We start from the raw sequence: 16,806 nt of genomic DNA on the forward strand, positions 1-16,806 counted from the left end.
TCAGTCTCCCGGTTGGTTTTTTATGGTTTGGTGGTTCAGTCGTGCATGTTCAGAAAGCCGCCGACGACGCCCATGCAGAATTCCTTTTCCTCGACATGCGGCATGTGGCTGCTTTCCTCGAAGATCACCCAGGTGGCGCCCTTGATCAGGTCCTTGTAGGGCTGGACGGTGGCCGGCGTCGCCTCGTCATGGCGGCCGGACAGAAGGAGGGTCGGCACCTCGATCTTGTGGAGGTCCGGCGTGATGTCCCAGTTCTTCAGCGTGCCCACCACGAAGAACTCGTTCGGGCCGTTCATCGTGTGATAGACGGTCGGGTCGGCGGCGGTCTGGGCAAAGCTGGCCGCGACCTCGGGCGGATTGGGCATCACGCGGCAGACATGGCGGGCATAGACCCAGTCAGTGGCCGCCTTGTAATCGGGGTTGTCGTAGTCGCCGGTCGCCTCGTGCTTGTTCAAGGCGTCCTGAATCTCCTGCGGCATCTCGGACCGCTGGCGCATCGCCTCCGAGGACCAAAGCGCCATCGAGGCGGGAGAGTTCGCAATGGTCAGCGATTTCAACCCCTTGGGCCGCCGGACCCCATATTCGGCGCCCAGCATCCCGCCCCAGCTTTGGCCGAGCACATGGAAACCAGCCCGCTGGCCCAGATGGTCGATCAGGTTCTCCAGCTCATCGACGAAAAGCTGCGGCGTCCAGAAATCGCCGCCCTTCTCCGGCAGATGGGTGGAATTGCCACAGCCGATCTGGTCGTAATGGATCACCGCCCGGCCATCGCGGGCCAGCAGCTTGTAGCTGTCGATGTAGTTGTGCGCGACCCCCGGCCCGCCATGCAGCAGGAAGATCGGCGGCTTGGCCGCGTTCAGATCGCCGGTGATGCGATACCAGGTCTCATAGGGACCAAAGGGCGCCCGGCCCTCCACCTGTGTCAATGATTGAGTCACCCTACCCCCTCGGGGCCGCCGCGGCCCGACGCAAGGCGCAGCTCGTCTGGCCGCGCCTGAGGCGTACGGTGGCGCAGCAATCGTGATAGTCAAGAAATTTCACGCAGAGTAGAGGCGGCCTTCGGTTGAACTTCCCGTGCGCTGCCGCAAGTTTGCTCACGCCCCCGCCCCCACACGCCCCGGGCGACGCCCCTCATGCCCCAAACCCCTTCATCCAGACCAAATATCCTCGGGGGCGGTCCGGAGGGGGCGGAAAGCCCCCTCCGCCTGAAGGGGGATGGTCCGGAAGGGGCCCCCTTGCCCCTTCCGGGCGCAGGGGCCCGGGGGGCGCGCCAGCCCCCCGGCTCCCCCGGCCAAGGCCTAGTCGCTCCGCCCGAGCTTGCGGTGAAAGGTCGCCCGCGAAATCCCGAGCGCCCGCGCCGCCGCCGAGGCATTGCCCCCCGCCCGCGCCAGGGCCCGCGCCATGACCGCCCGCTCGCCGGCTTCCAGGGTCTCGGGCGCATGCAGCCCCAGAAGATCCGCCGCCGGCACCGGCTTGCGGGTCAGATCGCCCTTCAGGCCGAAATGCAGCCGGGCGGCGCGGGTGGCGCCGATCACCAGCTCGTCGCCGTCCACCGCGAGGATCGCGCCCTGCCCGCGGTCCATCCCCGGCGCCAGCATCAGCCGCGCCTTGGGAAAGGCGTTGCGGAAGAGATCGCCCTCGATCCGCCGTGCCGCCTCGGTCACCGCATGGGCGATCAGCGCCGCCACCGCCTCGCCGGTTTCCAGCCCCGCGGTCGAGACATCCAGCACCGCCAGAAGCTGCCCCTCGGCATCATGCACCGGCGCCGAGGCGCAGGAGAGGTCGATATTGGCTGACAGGAAATGCTGCCCGCGGTGGATCACCACCGGCCGCCCCTCGGCGAGGCAAGTGCCGATGCCATTGGTCCCCGCCGCGGCCTCGGACCAGAGCGTGCCGGTCCAGAGCCCGTTTTCCTGAAACTCGCGGTCATCGGCAGGCTTGCCGCGGCGGTCGACCGGGATGCCCTCGTCATTGGCAAGGATCACGCAGCCGCCCAAGGCCCCCACCGACAAAAACAGCCGGTCCAGCGTCGGCGCCGCCGCCTCAAGCAGCGGCCCGAGCTTTTCGCGCAGCGCACGGAACTCGGCCCCGGTCAGCCGCTCGCGCCCGACGCGCTGGCCCGGGTCCAGCCCATGCACCCGCGCCGAGCGGGTCCAGGAGGCCACGACCGAGGAGCGCGCCGCCCCACCCTGGGCCAGCGCCGCCGCCACCGCGGCCTCGTGTTCCTGGTTGGGCTTCGCCGCCATCAGAGCCTCCCCGCCGCCTGTCTGCGGGGCCAGATTAGCCGCATTCGCCCAAGGGTCAAAGCCCTTTCAGACCTGCCGCAGGGCGCCCAGCCGCAGGCGCTGGGCCGGGCCGGTGGCCGGCCCCGTCCCCGGGTCCGGGTCCGGCACCGCCACGAAGCCCGGCCGCCCGACCAGGGCTGCGGCGTAATTGTCGCCCACCGGCCCCGGCGCGGGCGGGTCGGCCCGGAAGGCGGCCAGCAGCGCCGCGGCGATCTGCGGCGCTGCCGAGGAGGTGCCCTGCAGCGCCACGAAACAGCCGGTCCGGTTCCCGGCCGAGACGATGCCCGTCAGCGCCGGCGAACGGTCGGTCGCAGCCGAGGTATCGACCCCCCGCCCGAGCGCCCCCGGCCCCGCCACCACCGGCCCCGCGCTGGAATAGCGGGCGGCACGGCCAAGGCTCGCCACATGACCCCCGACGTTGAGCGAGGCGGCACCGGTCGCCAGCCCGTTCAGCCCGTCGAACCGCCGCACCATCGCCTGGGCCGCTGGATCATCCTCCTGCGCCAGGGCGCCATCGGGCGCATAGCGATCATAGGCGGGATCGACCAGCCAGGACTGCCGCGCCCCGGTATGGCCCTGTTCGTGGTCGACATCGCGCTGCACGCGCAGGAAGACCGTGCCCGACTGGCCCGCCTTGCGCTGCACGCCGATCCGCCATTCGCCCGCCGGGGCCGCGCCATGCGGGGCGGGCGGCAGGGCCTTGGGCTCGGTCGGCGCGAGGCAGATCACCACCCGCCAGCGGCCTTGCCGGTAATGGTCCAGCGTGATCTGGCCGACGATCCGCCCCGCCACCACCACATCCTGGTGCGGCACCTGGGGCGAGACCGAGGTCACCTCGCCCCCCGGCGCGGTCAGGCTGAAGACATGACCCGCAGGCTTGGCCCCCGGGCTCAGCCAAAGCTCGGCGAAGGTCGAGGTCATGTCGGCGGGCGGCGCGAACCAGCGCAAGCTCGCCTCGGCCTTCTGCCCGGCCACGGGGGCGAAATGCCCGTCCTCGATCCGCGCGGAAAGCCGGTCCTGGAACATGTTGCCCGAGGGCAGGATCAGCGCCGTCGCCGCCTGCGCCCGCCGCGCGGTGATCATCTCGGCCAGCGCCGCCTCGATCGCCGAGGCGCCGTCATGCGGCCCGCCCGACCAGCCGAGCGAGATGTTGATGACCAAGGGCACCTCGCCCCGCCCATGCGCCGCGGCAATCGCGCTGGCGCGGTCGAAGATGTAGTGAAGCCCGGCCAAAAGGAACATATCGGTGCCGAAGCCGGAGGTATCCCAAAGCGCCGTCGCCGGCAGGTCCACCGCGATGATCCGCGTCTGGGCGGCCTCCTCGGGCGCGCAGGTGGCGGCGGTCGCCAGCACATGGGTGCCATGGGCATGCGCCCGCGCGAGGGGCAGCGGCGGCTGGCCGGGACGGCCAAGCAGGCCCGCCGCGCGGTAGATCGCCTCTTCATCGCCGTGATGCGCGGCGCGCAGCGCCTCGATCCCCTCACGGGTGAACTCGCGCCCGAAAAGCACCGCGCCGGAACCATCCGCCGGTGCGGTCTGCGACCAGCAATAGTCGATCCGCGTCGCCCCTGCGGCAAGAAAGCCCTGATGGGCAAAGGCGATGCCGTCGTCGATCACGGCGAGGATGACCAGCGGCTTGGCCGGATCGACACCCGGCGCCGGGCCCTGCACCGGCTGCGGCGCGGGAAAGGCCGCGTCGATGGTCTCGGAACGGACCGGGAAGTTCAGCCGCAGATGCCGCGCGCCACCGCCGGCAAGGGCAGAAAGCTGGGTTGCCAGCCGCCCCGGGTCATGCGCGGCCAGTGCTGTGGCGCTTTCGGGCACCAGAAGCAGCGGCAGGAAATGCGGTGCTATCCCGGACCAGAGCCTTGGCAGGCGCGGCACCATCGTGATGCCATCCGCCGTCAGAAGCCCCGCCACGGCCGCGGCGGGATGAGCGACCGGGTTCGGAAACTCGGCGAGGCAAGACAGGCTGGGCGAGGCGTCCAGCTGCAATCCGGGCAGGTCATAGGCCTTGCCCGGCCCGAACATCCAGGCTTCATAGGGGCCGATCGGCGCATCCTGGGCCATGGCTCAGACCGGCTGATGCAGGGTGAACTCGGCCTTGGCCTGGGACCAGAGCCAGGCGAGCATCGGGTCCGCCGCCACCGTCACCGGGGCGCCACCCGCCTCGGCCCGGATCGCCACCTGGTCGGCATAGACGAAATCGGCCTCGGGCGTCGCATCGGGGTCATAGGGTGCCAGCGCCTGAACCGTGCCGCCTCCGGTCATCGCGGCCACCAGGATCCGGCCCATCTGCAGGCCAAGCCGGCTTCCCGCCGCCGAATCCATCGGGAAATGCACCCCCGCCACGGTGCGGTTGACCGCGATCCGATGCGCCTGCCGGTAGCAGAGGTCGATGCGTTTGGCGGCATCGCCGTAATGGTCGGGGGTGGACATCACCAGCGCCTCGATCACCCGGGCCATCGCCATGGTCTGGGTCGCATGGGCCGAGGGGAAGGAGCCATGGCTCGGCGTCACGATCAGCGGCGCGATCCGCACATCAAGCTCGGCCGGGCGGCGGCAGGCGAAGAGATGCTTGGGCAGCATGGTGATCTGCCCCGCCAGGGTCTGCACCGCATCCAGAAGCTCCAGCGTGCGCGGGTTGCGGCCATCGGTCAGGCCAAGGAACAGGGCGAAATAGCCCGAAAAGAAATCGGTCTGCGCCAGGATCTCGGCGCCGCGGTCGCTGCGCTGGTCGGCGTAGTAGCGCACCCAGTCGCATTGCCGGGCCAGCGTCGCGGGCGCCGGCGGCCGCAGCGTGGCGAAGGTGGTGCCGCCCCAGCTGACCCCGACCGCCGTCACCGCATCATCCCAGCTGTAGCCGATGCTGCGGCTGACCGAGGCCTGCAGCAGCATCTCGCGGATATCGGGCGACCAGCGCCGCATGTTCGAGGCCACGCCGGGGGTCAGAGGCTCGATCCCCGCGGCGGGAAGGGCCGCAAGGCCCGCCGCATGCAAAAGCGCCTCGGCCGAGGTCTGCAGGCCCGTGACATCATCGGGCGACACCCCTCCGGCCCCATGTGCCCCATGGGCGCCATGAGCGCCATGCGCCCCGTGGGCTCCATGCGCGCCATGCGCTCCGTGGGCGCCATGTGCCCCGTGCGCGCCGTGCATCGTACTGAAACCCGCCATGAAAAACCTCCTCAGGGAATGCCCGCCGCCGTGAAGGCCGCGGTCAGATTTTGGCCAATCTTGAAATTCGCCGCCGGATGGCTGCGGCGGTAGGATGACACCGTGAAATCGGGATGGCGCCGCAACAGATCCTTCGCCACCGCGCGCGCCTCATCCCCGCGCCCGAGGAAATGCAGCGCGCAGATCCGGGCGCGCAGGGTGGAGAGGTGGCGATCGTTCTTGCTGAGCGAGCGGTCGGCGAGGTCGAGCGCCTTCTGCCAATCCGAGGCGGAGAGATAGGCCATCGCCGCCAGGCTGTCGAAGAAATAGCCGAAAGGATCGACCGGCGACAGGCGCAGCGCCCTTTCGGTGCGCGCCACGGCATCCTCGCCCTCGTCGCGGTAGGCATGCAGCACGCCGGACAGAAGCCAAGCCATGCTTTCGTTGGGGTTGAGGTCGAGCGCCGTCTCGAACCGCTCGCTCGCCTTGTCCATCCGCATCAGGAGGTTGTTGTTGACCACGCCGTCGATGGTCAGGGCAAAGGTGTTCTCCGGCTCGATGTCCAGCGCGCGCGCCGTGCAGTCGAGCGCAATGCCGGTGTCGCGCAGCGGGTTGTTCGACCAGCTGTTGAAGATCGACATCACATACCATTCGGCGAGCCAGGCATGCGCCTCGGGGACGCGCGGGGCGCGGCGGATCACCTCTTCGATCAGATCGCGCGAGCGGGCGAAGTTCGACAGTTTCAGCTGGTGCATCATGCCGATGCCCGCGATCAGCAGCTGGTGATCGCCCAGCGCCGAAAGGCTGCGGCCCTGGGCATGGGCCAGCGCATCGGCGGCGATGGTGCGGCCGATGGTGCGCACGATCTCGGCCACGGCGGGGCTGTCGGCCATCAGGAACTCGGCCAGATCGCCGGGGAATTGCCGGGTCCACAGGATGCGGCCGGACTGGGCATCCAGGCAATCGGCATCCAGCACGACCCGGTTGCCCGAAACGCGCAGGCTGCCGGTGACACAGTAATCCACGTTCAACAGGCGGCGGACCCGGCCAAGGTCGATCCGCTGGCCGCTGATCTCGCGCGCCGAAAGATGCGAGATGACGTTGAGCAGATGGCTGCGCGACAGGGCGCGGCAGACCTCTTCGGCCAGCCAGTCGCCAAGGACGGAATGCAGATCCTCGCCCATGACGAGGCGGAAGGGCAGGACCGCGATGGCGGGCAGGACCGCAGGCGCCTGCGGGGTGATCGCCTGCCCCGTCAGCATAGCATAGAACTGTTCGGGCGCCTGGCGGATGCCCTGCAGCCAGTCGTTGAAGTCGTCGTCGCGGATGTCGATGCCTTCGAGGAACTCGCCGCTGCCCGGCGTGCCCTGCAGTTCGACCCGGCTGAGGTCCAGCGCGATATCGGTGTTGTTGACCTTGAACAGGCGTTCGAAATCCGCCCCCATCGTCGATTTGATCGCCGAAAGTGCTGTGCGCAGGCTTTGCCGCCCGCCATCATGGCAGGAGGTGCCCCAGAGCAGGTTCTGCAGATAGCTGCGCGTCCGCCGCCCCGAAGGCGCCGTCGCCAGAAGCGCCAGCATGGCGCGGTGCTTGGCGCCCTTGATCTCGTACCCGTCCGGCTGCGCCGAACGTGCGACACAGGCGCCAAAGAGATTGATCTGCAAAATCTTGGTCAAGTCTGGGCCCGGCCTGGTGAAATGTTGACGCAAGGTAACGGAACATCTCCGCCCGACAAAGCCCTTTGACGCTTTTTTAACAAGGCCGTCACAGCATTCCACATTACCGATAGTTGCATGCCGGGGCCGCGCCTCCGGGTCGCGTACCATCCAGCCCAGAAGGATCAAGGGATTTGCTATGATCGACAAGTCCGACACCACCCCCGGCCCCCGCAAGCCGTCGCCCTGCAGCGATGTGCGCGATGTGGCCGACTTTCACCTGCGCTGGCCGGAGTTTCGCCCGATCGCCAAGGGGCTCAGCCGCAACCCCACCCTCTCGCCCAGCGAGTCCGACACGCTCGCCTGGATGATCGAGCTTTTGAACCGGATCGGGCCGCAGGACCTTGAGGACGGCAATCCCTAGGCCATTGCCCGGCCGCCTCCCGGCGTTTTGCCGCGTGAGGGTGCAAAACCACTCTTGATCACGGCGGCGCTTCGGGCCATGTCAGTCCTTGGACCCGCCCCTTGCCTCCGCGCTTTCCGGGGGCGGCTTTTTGACAGGAGTCTCCCATGCCCGTTTACCGCTCCCGCACGACGACCCATGGCCGAAACATGGCCGGCGCCCGTGGCCTTTGGCGCGCGACCGGGATGAAGGATGGCGACTTCGGCAAGCCGATCATTGCGATCGTCAACTCCTTCACCCAGTTCGTGCCGGGCCACGTCCACCTCAAGGACCTCGGCCAGCTGGTCGCGCGCGAGGTCGAGGCGGCGGGCGGTGTGGCGAAAGAGTTCAACACCATCGCCGTCGATGACGGCATCGCCATGGGCCATGACGGGATGCTGTATTCCCTGCCCTCGCGCGAGCTGATCGCCGACAGTGTCGAATACATGGTCAACGCCCATTGCGCCGATGCGATGGTCTGCATCTCCAACTGCGACAAGATCACCCCCGGCATGCTGATGGCGGCCATGCGGCTGAACATCCCTTGCGTCTTCGTCTCGGGCGGGCCGATGGAGGCCGGCAAGGTCGTGATCAAAGGCAAGGAAGTGGCACTCGATCTGGTGGATGCGATGGTCTCCGCCGCCGATGGATCCTATACGGATGAGGAAGTCGAGGCGATCGAGAAGGCCTCCTGCCCGACCTGCGGCTCCTGCTCGGGCATGTTCACCGCCAATTCGATGAACTGCCTGACCGAGGCCTTGGGCCTGTCGCTGCCCGGCAACGGCTCGACCCTCGCCACCCATGCCGACCGCAAGCGCCTGTTCGTCGAGGCGGGGCATCTGATCGTCGACATCACCAAGCGGCATTACGAGCAGGACGATTATTCGGTCCTGCCGCGCAACATCGCGACCAAAGAGGCGTTCGAGAACGCCATGGCGCTGGACGTGGCGATGGGCGGATCGACCAACACGGTGCTGCACATCCTCGCCATCGCGCATGAGGGCGAGGTCGACTTCAAGATGGCCGATATCGACGCGCTGAGCCGCAAGGTGCCGGTGCTCTGCAAGGTCGCGCCCGCCAAGCAGGATGTCCATATGGAGGATGTCCACCGCGCCGGCGGGATCATGGCGATCCTCGGTCAGCTTGATGCTGCGGGTCTGTTGAACCGCGAGGTGCCGACGATCCATTCCCGCTCCATCGGGGCGGCGGTCGATCAATGGGACATCAGCCGCACCAATCAGGAATCAGTCCGCGACTTCTTCCGCGCAGCACCGGGCGGCGTGCGCACCACCACCGCCTTCACCGCGACGGGCCGCTACCCCTCGCTCGATCTTGACCGCGAACATGGCGTGATCCGCTCGCCCGCCACGCCGTTTTCGAAGGATGGCGGGTTGGCGGTGCTGACCGGCAACCTCGCCGAGGATGGCTGCATCGTGAAGACGGCGGGGGTGGATGAGAGCATCCTCGTCTTCTCCGGCCCGGCGCGGGTGTTCGAAAGCCAGAATGCCGCGGTGAACGCGATCCTTGCCAAGAAGATCAACCCCGGCGACGTGCTGGTGATCCGCTACGAAGGGCCGAAGGGCGGGCCGGGGATGCAGGAGATGCTCTACCCGACCTCGTATCTGAAGAGCATGGGTCTGGGCAAAGCCTGTGCCCTGGTCACCGATGGCCGCTTCTCGGGCGGCACTTCGGGCCTGTCGATCGGCCATGTCAGCCCCGAAGCGGCGGCGGGCGGCACGATCGGTTTGGTCCATGAGGGCGACATGGTGGATATCGACATCCCGAAACGTTCGATTTCTCTCCGCGTGTCGGAGGTTGAACTCGCTGCCCGCTGGCAGGCGCAGGAAAAGGCGGGCTGGCGTCCGGCCGAGGTGCGCTCGCGCAAGGTGAGCCAGGCGCTGCGGGCCTATGCGCTCTTTGCCGCATCGGCCGACAAGGGTGCGGTCCGGGTTCTGCCGGGCGAGGAATAAGTCCTGCGACCGGGGCGCGGGGGGATGCCTGCGCCTCCGGCGGGGATATTTGGACCAGTATGAAAGCGTCAGGCGGCGGCGGATCTAAGGATCAGGCCGCCGTTCTTTTGCAGGAAATCGACGATGGCATCGACGCCGTGGTTCTGGCGCAGGCGGGCCATGACATAGGGCCGGGCACCGCGGGCGCGCTTGGTGTCTTCCTCCAGAAGCGTGATGTCGACACCGACATAGGGCGCGAGGTCGGTCTTGTTGACCACCAGAAGGTCGGAGCGGGTGACGCCGGGGCCGCGTTTCCTCGGGATGTCCTGACCGGCGGCGGTGTCGATGACATAGATCGAGAGGTCGGCCAGTTCGGGGGAGAAGGTGGCGGCGAGGTTGTCGCCGCCGCTCTCGATCAGGATCAGGTCGAGGTCGGGGAAGTTGGCGTTGAGGTCGGCCACGGCGGCGAGGTTTATGCTGGCATCCTCGCGGATCGCGGTATGCGGGCAGCCGCCGGTCTCCACCCCGCGGATGCGGGTGGCGGGCAGGACCTGGGCGCGGGTCAGGTAATCGGCATCCTCGCGGGTGTAGATGTCATTGGTGATGACGGCCATCGAGCAGCGATGGGCAAGGGCGCGGCACAGCTGTTCGGTCAAGGTCGTCTTGCCGGCGCCGACAGGGCCGCCGATGCCGACGCGGAGGGGGCCATTGGGACTGGTCATGAGCGGAAGATCCTTACATCCATGGTTTCGTGGCGCATCGCGGCGAGGTCGGCGCCGAGCGTGGCAGTGGCGAGGTCGGTCAGCGGGGCGTCGGCATAATCTGCCGCAAGCGTGGTGATCAGCGGGGCCAGGGTGGTGAGCACCCTTTGGCCATCGGCAGCGCCCAGGGGGACAAAGCGGACGGCGGCGGAGATGAGTTGCGCCGCTAGCGCCTGCAGGAAGAGGGCGATCACCTGTTGGTCGGTCAGGTCCAGCGTGCGGCTGGCATGGGCGACGGCGAGGGCATAGGGCAGCGGCGGTTGCACCTGGCCGGTGACCGCGGCCACGACCTGCCCGAAGGCCGCGCCCTGATCGCGCATCTCGGCCTGGCGTTCGGCGGAACTGGCAAAGGCATAGGCGAGGTCGGTGAGGTTTTCGCCTGCCCTGCCATGCGCCAGGAGGATCGCGTCCATCTTGCCCGCGCCATGGGTGAGGATGCCGGTGATCCAGTCGGTGAGGCTTTCGGGGTCTTTCACCTCACCCGCCGTAATTGCTTGCTCCAGCCCCTGGGAATAGGCATAGGCGCCGACCGGGAAGGCCGGGGAGAGCCATTGCACGAGGGTCAGGAGATCGGCGCTCATCTGGGTTTCGGGGCGTGGAAATGCAGGTGGCCGTCGCCGTGGTCGTGCCAGCCGAAGGTTTCCGGGGGAGCATGCGGCGGGTTTTCGGGGCCGTGGGAATGGCCCCCATGATCGTGACCCATGGTGCGGCCGGTGCCATAGGCGCCGCCCTCGGGGGTGAAGGGCTCAGTCACGAAAGCGGTCTGGGCGCCGAGTTGGGCCAGCATGGCTTCGAGCACATGGTCGCGGCGGATCAGGAGGCGGGTGGCCTCGATCTGGCAGGGCGTGTGGCGGTTGCCGATGTGCCAGGCGAGGCGCGGCAGGTCCGGGCCGGTCACCTCGACCAGCGCCTCTTCGGCGGCCACGACCTCGATGGTGCGGCCGTCTTCCAGCTGGAAGCCCCAGAAGTCGTCGAGATTGGTGACCGAGGGGAGGTCGACCAGAAAGCCCTCGTCATGCACGGTGACAAGGCGTTTGCGGCGCATCAGACGTTCGTCATAGCCGAGCACCACCAGGTCATAGGTGGTTTCGGGGGCCTCCGTGAGGAGGATGCGGGCGGCGGGCAGGTCGGGCATGGCGGTTCCGGATGACTGGCGGCGAAGCGGGGGTTTCACACCCCCGCACCCCCGTGGGATATTTATGGACCAATGAAGGGCAATTTTAGTCGAATTGATGCGATTTCAGTAGAGGAAGTAGCGTTGGGCGAGGGGGAGTTCGCGGGCGGGTTCGCAGGTCAGAAGCTCGCCATCGGCGCGCACCTCGTAGGTTTCGGGGTTCACCTCGATGAAGGGGGAAAGAGGTCATTTTCTGAACTTCTCCCTCTCCATGCCATGATGTGCCTCACGGTGACAATTTGGGCAGAGTGCCACCGCGTTTTCAACGGTATCGGGACCACCGTCAGCCAAGCGGTGCCGATGGTGAACTTCCAGATAAGGGGTTTGGTTCGACAGGCGCATGAAAGGGGCGGTCTTGCCACACCCCTCGCAAATGTTCCCGGCGCGCAGTAGGACCGTGGCCACGACATCCGGATTGCGCAAGTAGACGGTCATGGTAACGGTTGCGGTCTTTGGCATGGGGTCGGCCGCTGCGAGACGGGCGGCGCGCTCTGCAGGCGTACTGTCAAGGGATTTGAAAAGAGCCGCAGTTTCTTGGGCGACAAGCGCAGCAAGGTCATGGGTGCCGAGGTCCGCCAGGAATTGCTCGGCCACGGCGCGGACAGCAAGCTGGGGGCCATTGCTCAGAGGCGGGCCACTCGTATCCTTTATGTGCGCAAGAACCGTTTCGGCGGCTTTCCGGCCCGCATCAGCACCAAAATCCTCAGCAATCCAAGTCAAGAACAGTTGGGTTTGTTCAACCGTCAAGGTGAGAGAGAATACTTTGCCACCCAAAATGTGCCGCAAGATATCAATCGTGATTGCTGCGTTCCCCTCGTTCATTTCAGAACTCGCGGCGACCCTTCGGATTGCGTCGCTGCGTTTGAGCGCTCCCGAAAGAACGGCTAGCGAGGCATCATAGCAAGATCGTGCCTGCGTTTTCGTCGTCTGTGCCATGTCTGAGGCTAGTACAGGAAGTAGCGTTGCGCGAGGGGGAGTTCGCGGGCGGGTTCGCAGGTCAGAAGCTCGCCATCGGCGCGGACCTCGTAGGTTTCGGGGTTGACCTCGATGAAGGGGGTGGCCGAATTGTGGATCATGTCGCTTTTGCCGATGCGGCGGGTGTTTTCCACCGCCAGGGTTTCCTTGCCCAAGCCCAGTTGGGCGCGCAGGCCATCGGCCTGGGCGGCCTGGGAGACGAAGAGAACGGCGTTGCGTTCCACGGCGCGGCCGTAGGTTCCGAACATCGGGCGGGTATAGGTCGGCTGCGGGGTCGGGATCGAGGCATTGGTGTCGCCCATCTGGGCGCAGGCGATCATGCCGCCAACGAGCACGATCTCGGGCTTGGCGGCGAAGAAGGCGGGGAACCAGAGGACCAGATCGGCGCGCTTGCCGACCTCGATGGAGCCGATATGGCGGCTCATGCCTTGGGCGATGGCGGGGTTGATCGTGTATTTGGCGACATAGCGCTTGGCGCGGACATTGTCGTTCTGGCCCGTCTCTTCCGAGAGGCGGCCGCGTTGTTGCTTCATCTTGTGAGCGGTTTGCCAGGTGCGGGTGATGACCTCGCCCACGCGTCCCATGGCCTGGCTGTCCGAGGACATGATGGAAAAGGCGCCGATGTCGTGCAGGATATCCTCGGCGGCAATCGTCTCGCGGCGGATGCGGCTTTCGGCGAAGGCCACGTCCTCGACGATGCTCTGATCCAGATGGTGGCAGACCATCAGCATGTCCAGATGCTCTTCCAGCGTGTTGACCGTATAGGGCATCGTCGGGTTGGTCGAAGAGGGGATGACGTTCTGCGAGGTCACGATCTTGATGATATCCGGCGCATGGCCGCCGCCGGCGCCTTCGGTGTGGAAGGCGTGGATCGTGCGGCCCTTGATCGCGGCCATGGTGTTCTCGACAAAGCCGCTTTCGTTCAGCGTGTCGGTATGGATCATCACCTGCACATCCATGTCATCGGCCACCGAGAGGCAGCAGTCGATGGCGGCGGGGGTGGTGCCCCAATCCTCGTGCAGTTTGAGGGCGCAGGCGCCGCCCTTGACCATCTCGATGAGCCCCTCGGGGCGTGAGGCATTGCCCTTGCCAGACAGGCCGAAGTTGATCGGGAAAGCGTCCAGAGATTGCAGCATCCGCCCAAGATGCCAGGGGCCGGGGGTGCAGGTGGTGGCCAAGGTGCCATGGGCCGGGCCGGTGCCGCCGCCGAGCATGGTCGTGATGCCGGAATGCAGCGCATCCTCGATCTGGCCGGGGGCGATGAAGTGGATATGGGCGTCGAAACCGCCAGCAGTCAGGATTTTTCCCTCACCGGCAATCACTTCCGTCGAAGGGCCGATGATGATGGTCACACCCGATTGCGTATCGGGGTTGCCAGCCTTGCCGATGGCATGGATGCGGCCGTCGCGCAGGCCGACATCGGCCTTGTAGATGCCCGAATGGTCCAAGATCAGCGCATTGGTGATCACCGTATCCACCGCCCCGCCCGAGCGCGGGATCTGGCTTTGGCCCATGCCGTCGCGGATCACCTTGCCGCCGCCGAACTTCACCTCTTCGCCATAGGTGGTCAGGTCTTTCTCCACCTCGATGATGATGTCGGTGTCGCCCAGACGCACCCGGTCGCCGGTCGTCGGGCCATACATGGCGGCATAATCGGGGCGGGAAATCCGGGTGGCCATCGGCGGCTCCTGTCAGAGGGGGGATTTGGGGCCGGCCTTGGTCAGCCGGGCCACGTTGGATTTGGTCTTGCGCTGCAGGGGACGCATACCCGCCATCGCGATCTGGTCGGGCGTGCCGCCGCGCACCAGGACCTGCGTGCTGGCGAAGAAGGACTGGGCGAAGGCCTCGGTCTTTTCGGCCACCATCCGCTCGTTCTCGCCCGCGCCGGTGTTCCACAGGCCCATCATGCCGAGGGTGCGCAGGGTGATCACGGTCTGCGCCTCGGTCGCGAGGCTCCAGAAGGTCGAGGCGGTTTTCAGGAAATCGTAGGGCGAAGCATTGCGGGCCATCTGGGGTCTTTCCGGTCTGGGTCGGCGGCGTGCCGAAGCGGAATTGCCCGGATGTCGCAGAGGATGCGCCCTGCATTGGCGGGCGTCTGTCGCACTTGGGGGCACGGCGCGGGCCAAGGCAAGACCGCTCACGCCGAAGTTCCCCGGAAACATGGCCTCCCCTGCCTGCTTCATCTTACAGATCGCCCATCACCGCGCCGTTGAAGCCGTAAACCTTGCGCAAACCGCCATAGGGGATGAGGTGCACCTCGCGACTCTGGCCCGGCTCGAACCGCACGGCGGTGCCGGCGGGGATGTCGAGCCGCATGCCGCGGGCGGCGGCGCGGTCAAAGCTGAGGCCGGGGTTGGTTTCGGCAAAGTGGTAATGGCTGCCGACCTGCACCGGGCGGTCGCCGGTATTGGCGACCAGAAGGGTGATGAAGGCACGGTCGGCGTTCAGCTCGATATCGCCCTCGGCGGTGAAGAACTCTCCCGGGATCATCGCGTCACCCTGCAAAGGCGAGGGTGACCCCCGCGAGAAGCGCCAAAGCGCCGGACAGGCGCAGCGTCACCCGGTTCAGCGTCAGGCCAAGGCCGAGGCCGAGCGCGTGGAGGGCGGCGGTCGCAGCCAGCATGCCAAGGCCGAAGCTTGCACCCGAACCCTCCATCCCGTGGGCGGCACCATGGGCCAGACCCATCAGCGCGACGAGGGGGAGTGCGAAAGCCAGCCGCATCCGCAAGGCGAGGGCCACCGCAGCACCGAGGAGCATGACCGAGGCGAGGACCATCGGCTCCACAGCGCCGGTCAGCGCGCCAAGGCCGGGGACCAGGGCCGCGCCTGCCGCCATCGCCGCCAGAAAGGCCAAGGGCAGCGCGACTTTCGCCCGCCCGCCGAGAGTGGCCGCCCAAAGGCCGACGCCGGTCATCGCCAGAAGGTGGTCGGCCCCGGTGAAGGGATGCAGGAGGCCTGCGTCAAAGCCAAAGCCGTGGCCGGGATGGGCCGCGGCCACCGAAGGCAGAAGAAGAAGGGGAAGGGTGGAGAGAATGCGCTTCATTTCAGCCTCTTATCGGATCGGATGATGGACGGTGACAAGCTTGGTCCCATCGGGGAAGGTCGCCTCGACCTGCACGGAATGGATCATCTCGGGCACGCCTTCCATGCATTGGTCGGCGGTGATCACATGCGCCCCGGCCTGCATCAGGTCGGACACCGCGCGGCCATCGCGGGCGCCCTCCACCACGAAATCGGTGATCAGGGCCACGGCCTCGGGGTGGTTCAGCTTGACGCCCCGTTGCAGCCGGCCCCGCGCCACCATGGCGGCAAGGCTGACCAGAAGTTTTTCGCGCTCACGCGGGGTCAGGTTCATAGGGTTCCTCCACTAAGCCAGACGCGGGGCAAGGGCCGCGCCGACAAGGTCTTGATCATCTGGGCCATTTCCTTGCGGAGCGAGAGGCCATCCGGCGCCAGCACCCGCACGAGGCAGCGCCCGTCCCAGCCCGAGACGGCACGGCGCACGCCCGCACCCTCGGGGATGGCGCGCAAGGCGGCCACGGCATCCTCGGCGCCCCGGGCCACGAAAGCCACGACGCCCAGGGCGCGGGCGCCGCCGAGCAGCACCGGGCTTTCGCGGCGGGCCAGAACCGCAGGGTCGATCAGCAGCGTCTCGGCCCAGACCGGGCGGCCATCGCGGCGGATCATCCGGTGGTCGTGCAGGCGGGCGTTATGGAGCACCTCCCCCATCGCGATGCGGCCAAGGATCAGGCTTTCGCAGGTCAGGCAGCTGGCATCGTCCTGCAGTTCGATCCGGGTGTCGCGGGAAAGGTTGGCGGATTCGAAAAGGATCGTCTCCTGCGGCAGCCAGTCAAGCCGGGCACCCGCGCCGACCTTGGCCTCGACAAGCACCCGGGCAGCGCCCTGGTTGCTGGCATAGGCGCGCTCGGCGGTCTGGGTCGTGGCGGCGAGGCGGACGCCGGGGGCAAGATCGAGGTTCAGGGACAGCACATCCCCACCGGTCAAACCCCCGGAGGTATTGAGGAAAACCACCTCGGGCACCGGGCCCGCCACGCGCGGCAGCAGGACCTTGGCCGAGCCTTGCTGCGCCAGATCGGCCAGCCGCACCTGTCCTACGCGCAGGCCGAAGGCCACAAAGGCACGGCCTTTGGCGCGCTGCATGACAGGCTGGGGCGGCAGGTCGAACATCAGGATTCCGGTCGGGCTTTCGCAGGTGACTCTGGCCACGACCTTGGCAGAGCCCGGTCAGGCCGCCACGCCATCAGACCGGATCAGCCCGGAAATGCGGCATTGGCCCGGATGAAATGCCCACCAAAAGAGCATGATGGCGCGAAATCGGGCAGATGAAGAACCGCCCTGCCCGAAAGCCCCGCGCATCGCCTGACCATAGCGCCGGGGGCCAGGAACGGCCC

Annotated in this window: 16 protein-coding genes and 1 pseudogene; 2 read left to right on the forward strand and 15 right to left on the reverse strand. The window is 67.2% G+C overall.

The window, feature by feature from the left end; all coding sequences use genetic code 11:
* Window positions 1-35 precede the first annotated feature (35 nt).
* From AC1DZT_RS12510 to AC1DZT_RS12530, 5 genes are all read right to left on the reverse strand, one after another.
* Entirely contained in the window at window positions 36-917 is an 882-nt protein-coding gene (locus tag AC1DZT_RS12510) for a proline iminopeptidase-family hydrolase (protein ID WP_478007402.1), read from the reverse strand.
* A gap of 381 nt (window positions 918-1,298) precedes the next feature.
* Entirely contained in the window at window positions 1,299-2,246 is a 948-nt protein-coding gene (locus AC1DZT_RS12515) for a GAF domain-containing protein (protein ID WP_478006975.1), read from the reverse strand.
* A gap of 66 nt (window positions 2,247-2,312) precedes the next feature.
* Window positions 2,313-4,355: a S8/S53 family peptidase gene (locus tag AC1DZT_RS12520; RefSeq protein WP_478006976.1), complete on the reverse strand. Its 2,043-nt coding sequence runs from the start codon at window positions 4,353-4,355 to the stop codon at window positions 2,313-2,315.
* Window positions 4,356-4,358: 3 nt separating this feature from the next.
* Window positions 4,359-5,333 carry a phosphatase PAP2 family protein gene (locus AC1DZT_RS12525; protein WP_478006977.1) on the reverse strand — a complete coding sequence of 325 codons (975 nt, stop codon included), beginning with the start codon at window positions 5,331-5,333 and terminating at the stop codon, window positions 4,359-4,361.
* 137 nt (window positions 5,334-5,470) lie between these two features.
* Window positions 5,471-7,114: a tetratricopeptide repeat protein gene (locus tag AC1DZT_RS12530; RefSeq protein ID WP_478006978.1), complete on the reverse strand. Its 1,644-nt coding sequence runs from the start codon at window positions 7,112-7,114 to the stop codon at window positions 5,471-5,473.
* A gap of 178 nt (window positions 7,115-7,292) precedes the next feature.
* Between AC1DZT_RS12530 and AC1DZT_RS12535 the strand changes: the two genes are divergently transcribed.
* A complete protein-coding gene (locus tag AC1DZT_RS12535; protein WP_478006979.1) occupies window positions 7,293-7,517 on the forward strand; it encodes a hypothetical protein in 225 nt (74 codons plus the stop codon).
* Window positions 7,518-7,663: 146 nt separating this feature from the next.
* On the forward strand, window positions 7,664-9,505 hold the full coding sequence (gene ilvD / locus AC1DZT_RS12540) for a dihydroxy-acid dehydratase (RefSeq protein WP_478006980.1): 1,842 nt from the start codon (window positions 7,664-7,666) through the stop codon (window positions 9,503-9,505).
* 68 nt (window positions 9,506-9,573) lie between these two features.
* Here ilvD and ureG read toward each other — a convergent pair whose 3' ends face one another.
* The 10 genes and pseudogenes from ureG to AC1DZT_RS12590 all read right to left on the reverse strand — a co-directional run bounded on the left by ureG (window position 9,574) and on the right by AC1DZT_RS12590 (window position 16,582).
* Window positions 9,574-10,206, reverse strand: a complete 633-nt coding sequence (gene ureG, locus AC1DZT_RS12545; protein ID WP_478006981.1) for an urease accessory protein UreG — start codon at window positions 10,204-10,206, stop codon at window positions 9,574-9,576.
* Window positions 10,203-10,826, reverse strand: coding sequence for an urease accessory protein UreF (locus tag AC1DZT_RS12550; protein ID WP_478006982.1), 624 nt, complete (start codon window positions 10,824-10,826; stop codon window positions 10,203-10,205). Before AC1DZT_RS12550 ends, ureG begins: the two co-directional genes overlap by 4 nt.
* Window positions 10,807-11,380 (reverse strand): annotated as a pseudogene (locus AC1DZT_RS12555) (urease accessory protein UreE); the annotation flags it as partial. The pseudogene AC1DZT_RS12555 and the gene AC1DZT_RS12550, both read right to left, overlap by 20 nt.
* A gap of 225 nt (window positions 11,381-11,605) precedes the next feature.
* The gene (locus tag AC1DZT_RS12560; protein WP_478006983.1) at window positions 11,606-12,241 is read right to left on the reverse strand and encodes an HNH endonuclease; all 636 of its coding nucleotides are present in this window, start codon (window positions 12,239-12,241) and stop codon (window positions 11,606-11,608) included.
* Window positions 12,242-12,363: 122 nt separating this feature from the next.
* Window positions 12,364-14,073 carry an urease subunit alpha gene (gene ureC, locus AC1DZT_RS12565; RefSeq protein WP_478006984.1) on the reverse strand — a complete coding sequence of 570 codons (1,710 nt, stop codon included), beginning with the start codon at window positions 14,071-14,073 and terminating at the stop codon, window positions 12,364-12,366.
* A 12-nt stretch (window positions 14,074-14,085) separates the two neighbouring features.
* Entirely contained in the window at window positions 14,086-14,403 is a 318-nt protein-coding gene (locus AC1DZT_RS12570) for an antifreeze protein (RefSeq protein ID WP_478006985.1), read from the reverse strand.
* Window positions 14,404-14,578: 175 nt separating this feature from the next.
* Window positions 14,579-14,884: an urease subunit beta gene (locus AC1DZT_RS12575; RefSeq protein WP_478006986.1), complete on the reverse strand. Its 306-nt coding sequence runs from the start codon at window positions 14,882-14,884 to the stop codon at window positions 14,579-14,581.
* A gap of 4 nt (window positions 14,885-14,888) precedes the next feature.
* Window positions 14,889-15,437, reverse strand: coding sequence for a HupE/UreJ family protein (locus AC1DZT_RS12580; RefSeq protein ID WP_478006987.1), 549 nt, complete (start codon window positions 15,435-15,437; stop codon window positions 14,889-14,891).
* 9 nt (window positions 15,438-15,446) lie between these two features.
* A complete protein-coding gene (locus AC1DZT_RS12585; RefSeq protein ID WP_478006988.1) occupies window positions 15,447-15,749 on the reverse strand; it encodes an urease subunit gamma in 303 nt (100 codons plus the stop codon).
* Window positions 15,746-16,582 (reverse strand): urease accessory protein UreD, encoded by an 837-nt coding sequence (locus AC1DZT_RS12590; protein ID WP_478007403.1) that lies wholly within the window; start codon window positions 16,580-16,582, stop codon window positions 15,746-15,748. The genes AC1DZT_RS12585 and AC1DZT_RS12590 overlap by 4 nt, the downstream gene beginning before the upstream one ends.
* Window positions 16,583-16,806: the final 224 nt, after the last annotated feature.

The sequence above is a fragment of the Rhodobacter sp. P1_C2 genome (genome assembly GCF_056406375.1).

What these genes read in the sequence shown, in the direction of transcription:
- AC1DZT_RS12515 (WP_478006975.1), bottom strand. Translation starts at nt 2,246, where the DNA reads ATGGCGGCGAAGCCCAACCAGGAACACGAGGCCGCGGTGGCGGCGGCG.
- AC1DZT_RS12520 (WP_478006976.1), bottom strand. Translation starts at nt 4,355, where the DNA reads ATGGCCCAGGATGCGCCGATCGGCCCCTATGAAGCCTGGATGTTCGGG.
- AC1DZT_RS12535 (WP_478006979.1), top strand. Translation starts at nt 7,293, where the DNA reads ATGATCGACAAGTCCGACACCACCCCCGGCCCCCGCAAGCCGTCGCCC.
- ilvD (WP_478006980.1), top strand. Translation starts at nt 7,664, where the DNA reads ATGCCCGTTTACCGCTCCCGCACGACGACCCATGGCCGAAACATGGCC.
- ureG (WP_478006981.1), bottom strand. Translation starts at nt 10,206, where the DNA reads ATGACCAGTCCCAATGGCCCCCTCCGCGTCGGCATCGGCGGCCCTGTC.
- AC1DZT_RS12550 (WP_478006982.1), bottom strand. Translation starts at nt 10,826, where the DNA reads ATGAGCGCCGATCTCCTGACCCTCGTGCAATGGCTCTCCCCGGCCTTC.
- AC1DZT_RS12560 (WP_478006983.1), bottom strand. Translation starts at nt 12,241, where the DNA reads ATGAACGAGGGGAACGCAGCAATCACGATTGATATCTTGCGGCACATT.
- ureC (WP_478006984.1), bottom strand. Translation starts at nt 14,073, where the DNA reads ATGGCCACCCGGATTTCCCGCCCCGATTATGCCGCCATGTATGGCCCG.
- AC1DZT_RS12570 (WP_478006985.1), bottom strand. Translation starts at nt 14,403, where the DNA reads ATGGCCCGCAATGCTTCGCCCTACGATTTCCTGAAAACCGCCTCGACC.
- AC1DZT_RS12575 (WP_478006986.1), bottom strand. Translation starts at nt 14,884, where the DNA reads ATGATCCCGGGAGAGTTCTTCACCGCCGAGGGCGATATCGAGCTGAAC.
- AC1DZT_RS12580 (WP_478006987.1), bottom strand. Translation starts at nt 15,437, where the DNA reads ATGAAGCGCATTCTCTCCACCCTTCCCCTTCTTCTTCTGCCTTCGGTG.
- AC1DZT_RS12585 (WP_478006988.1), bottom strand. Translation starts at nt 15,749, where the DNA reads ATGAACCTGACCCCGCGTGAGCGCGAAAAACTTCTGGTCAGCCTTGCC.
- AC1DZT_RS12590 (WP_478007403.1), bottom strand. Translation starts at nt 16,582, where the DNA reads ATGTTCGACCTGCCGCCCCAGCCTGTCATGCAGCGCGCCAAAGGCCGT.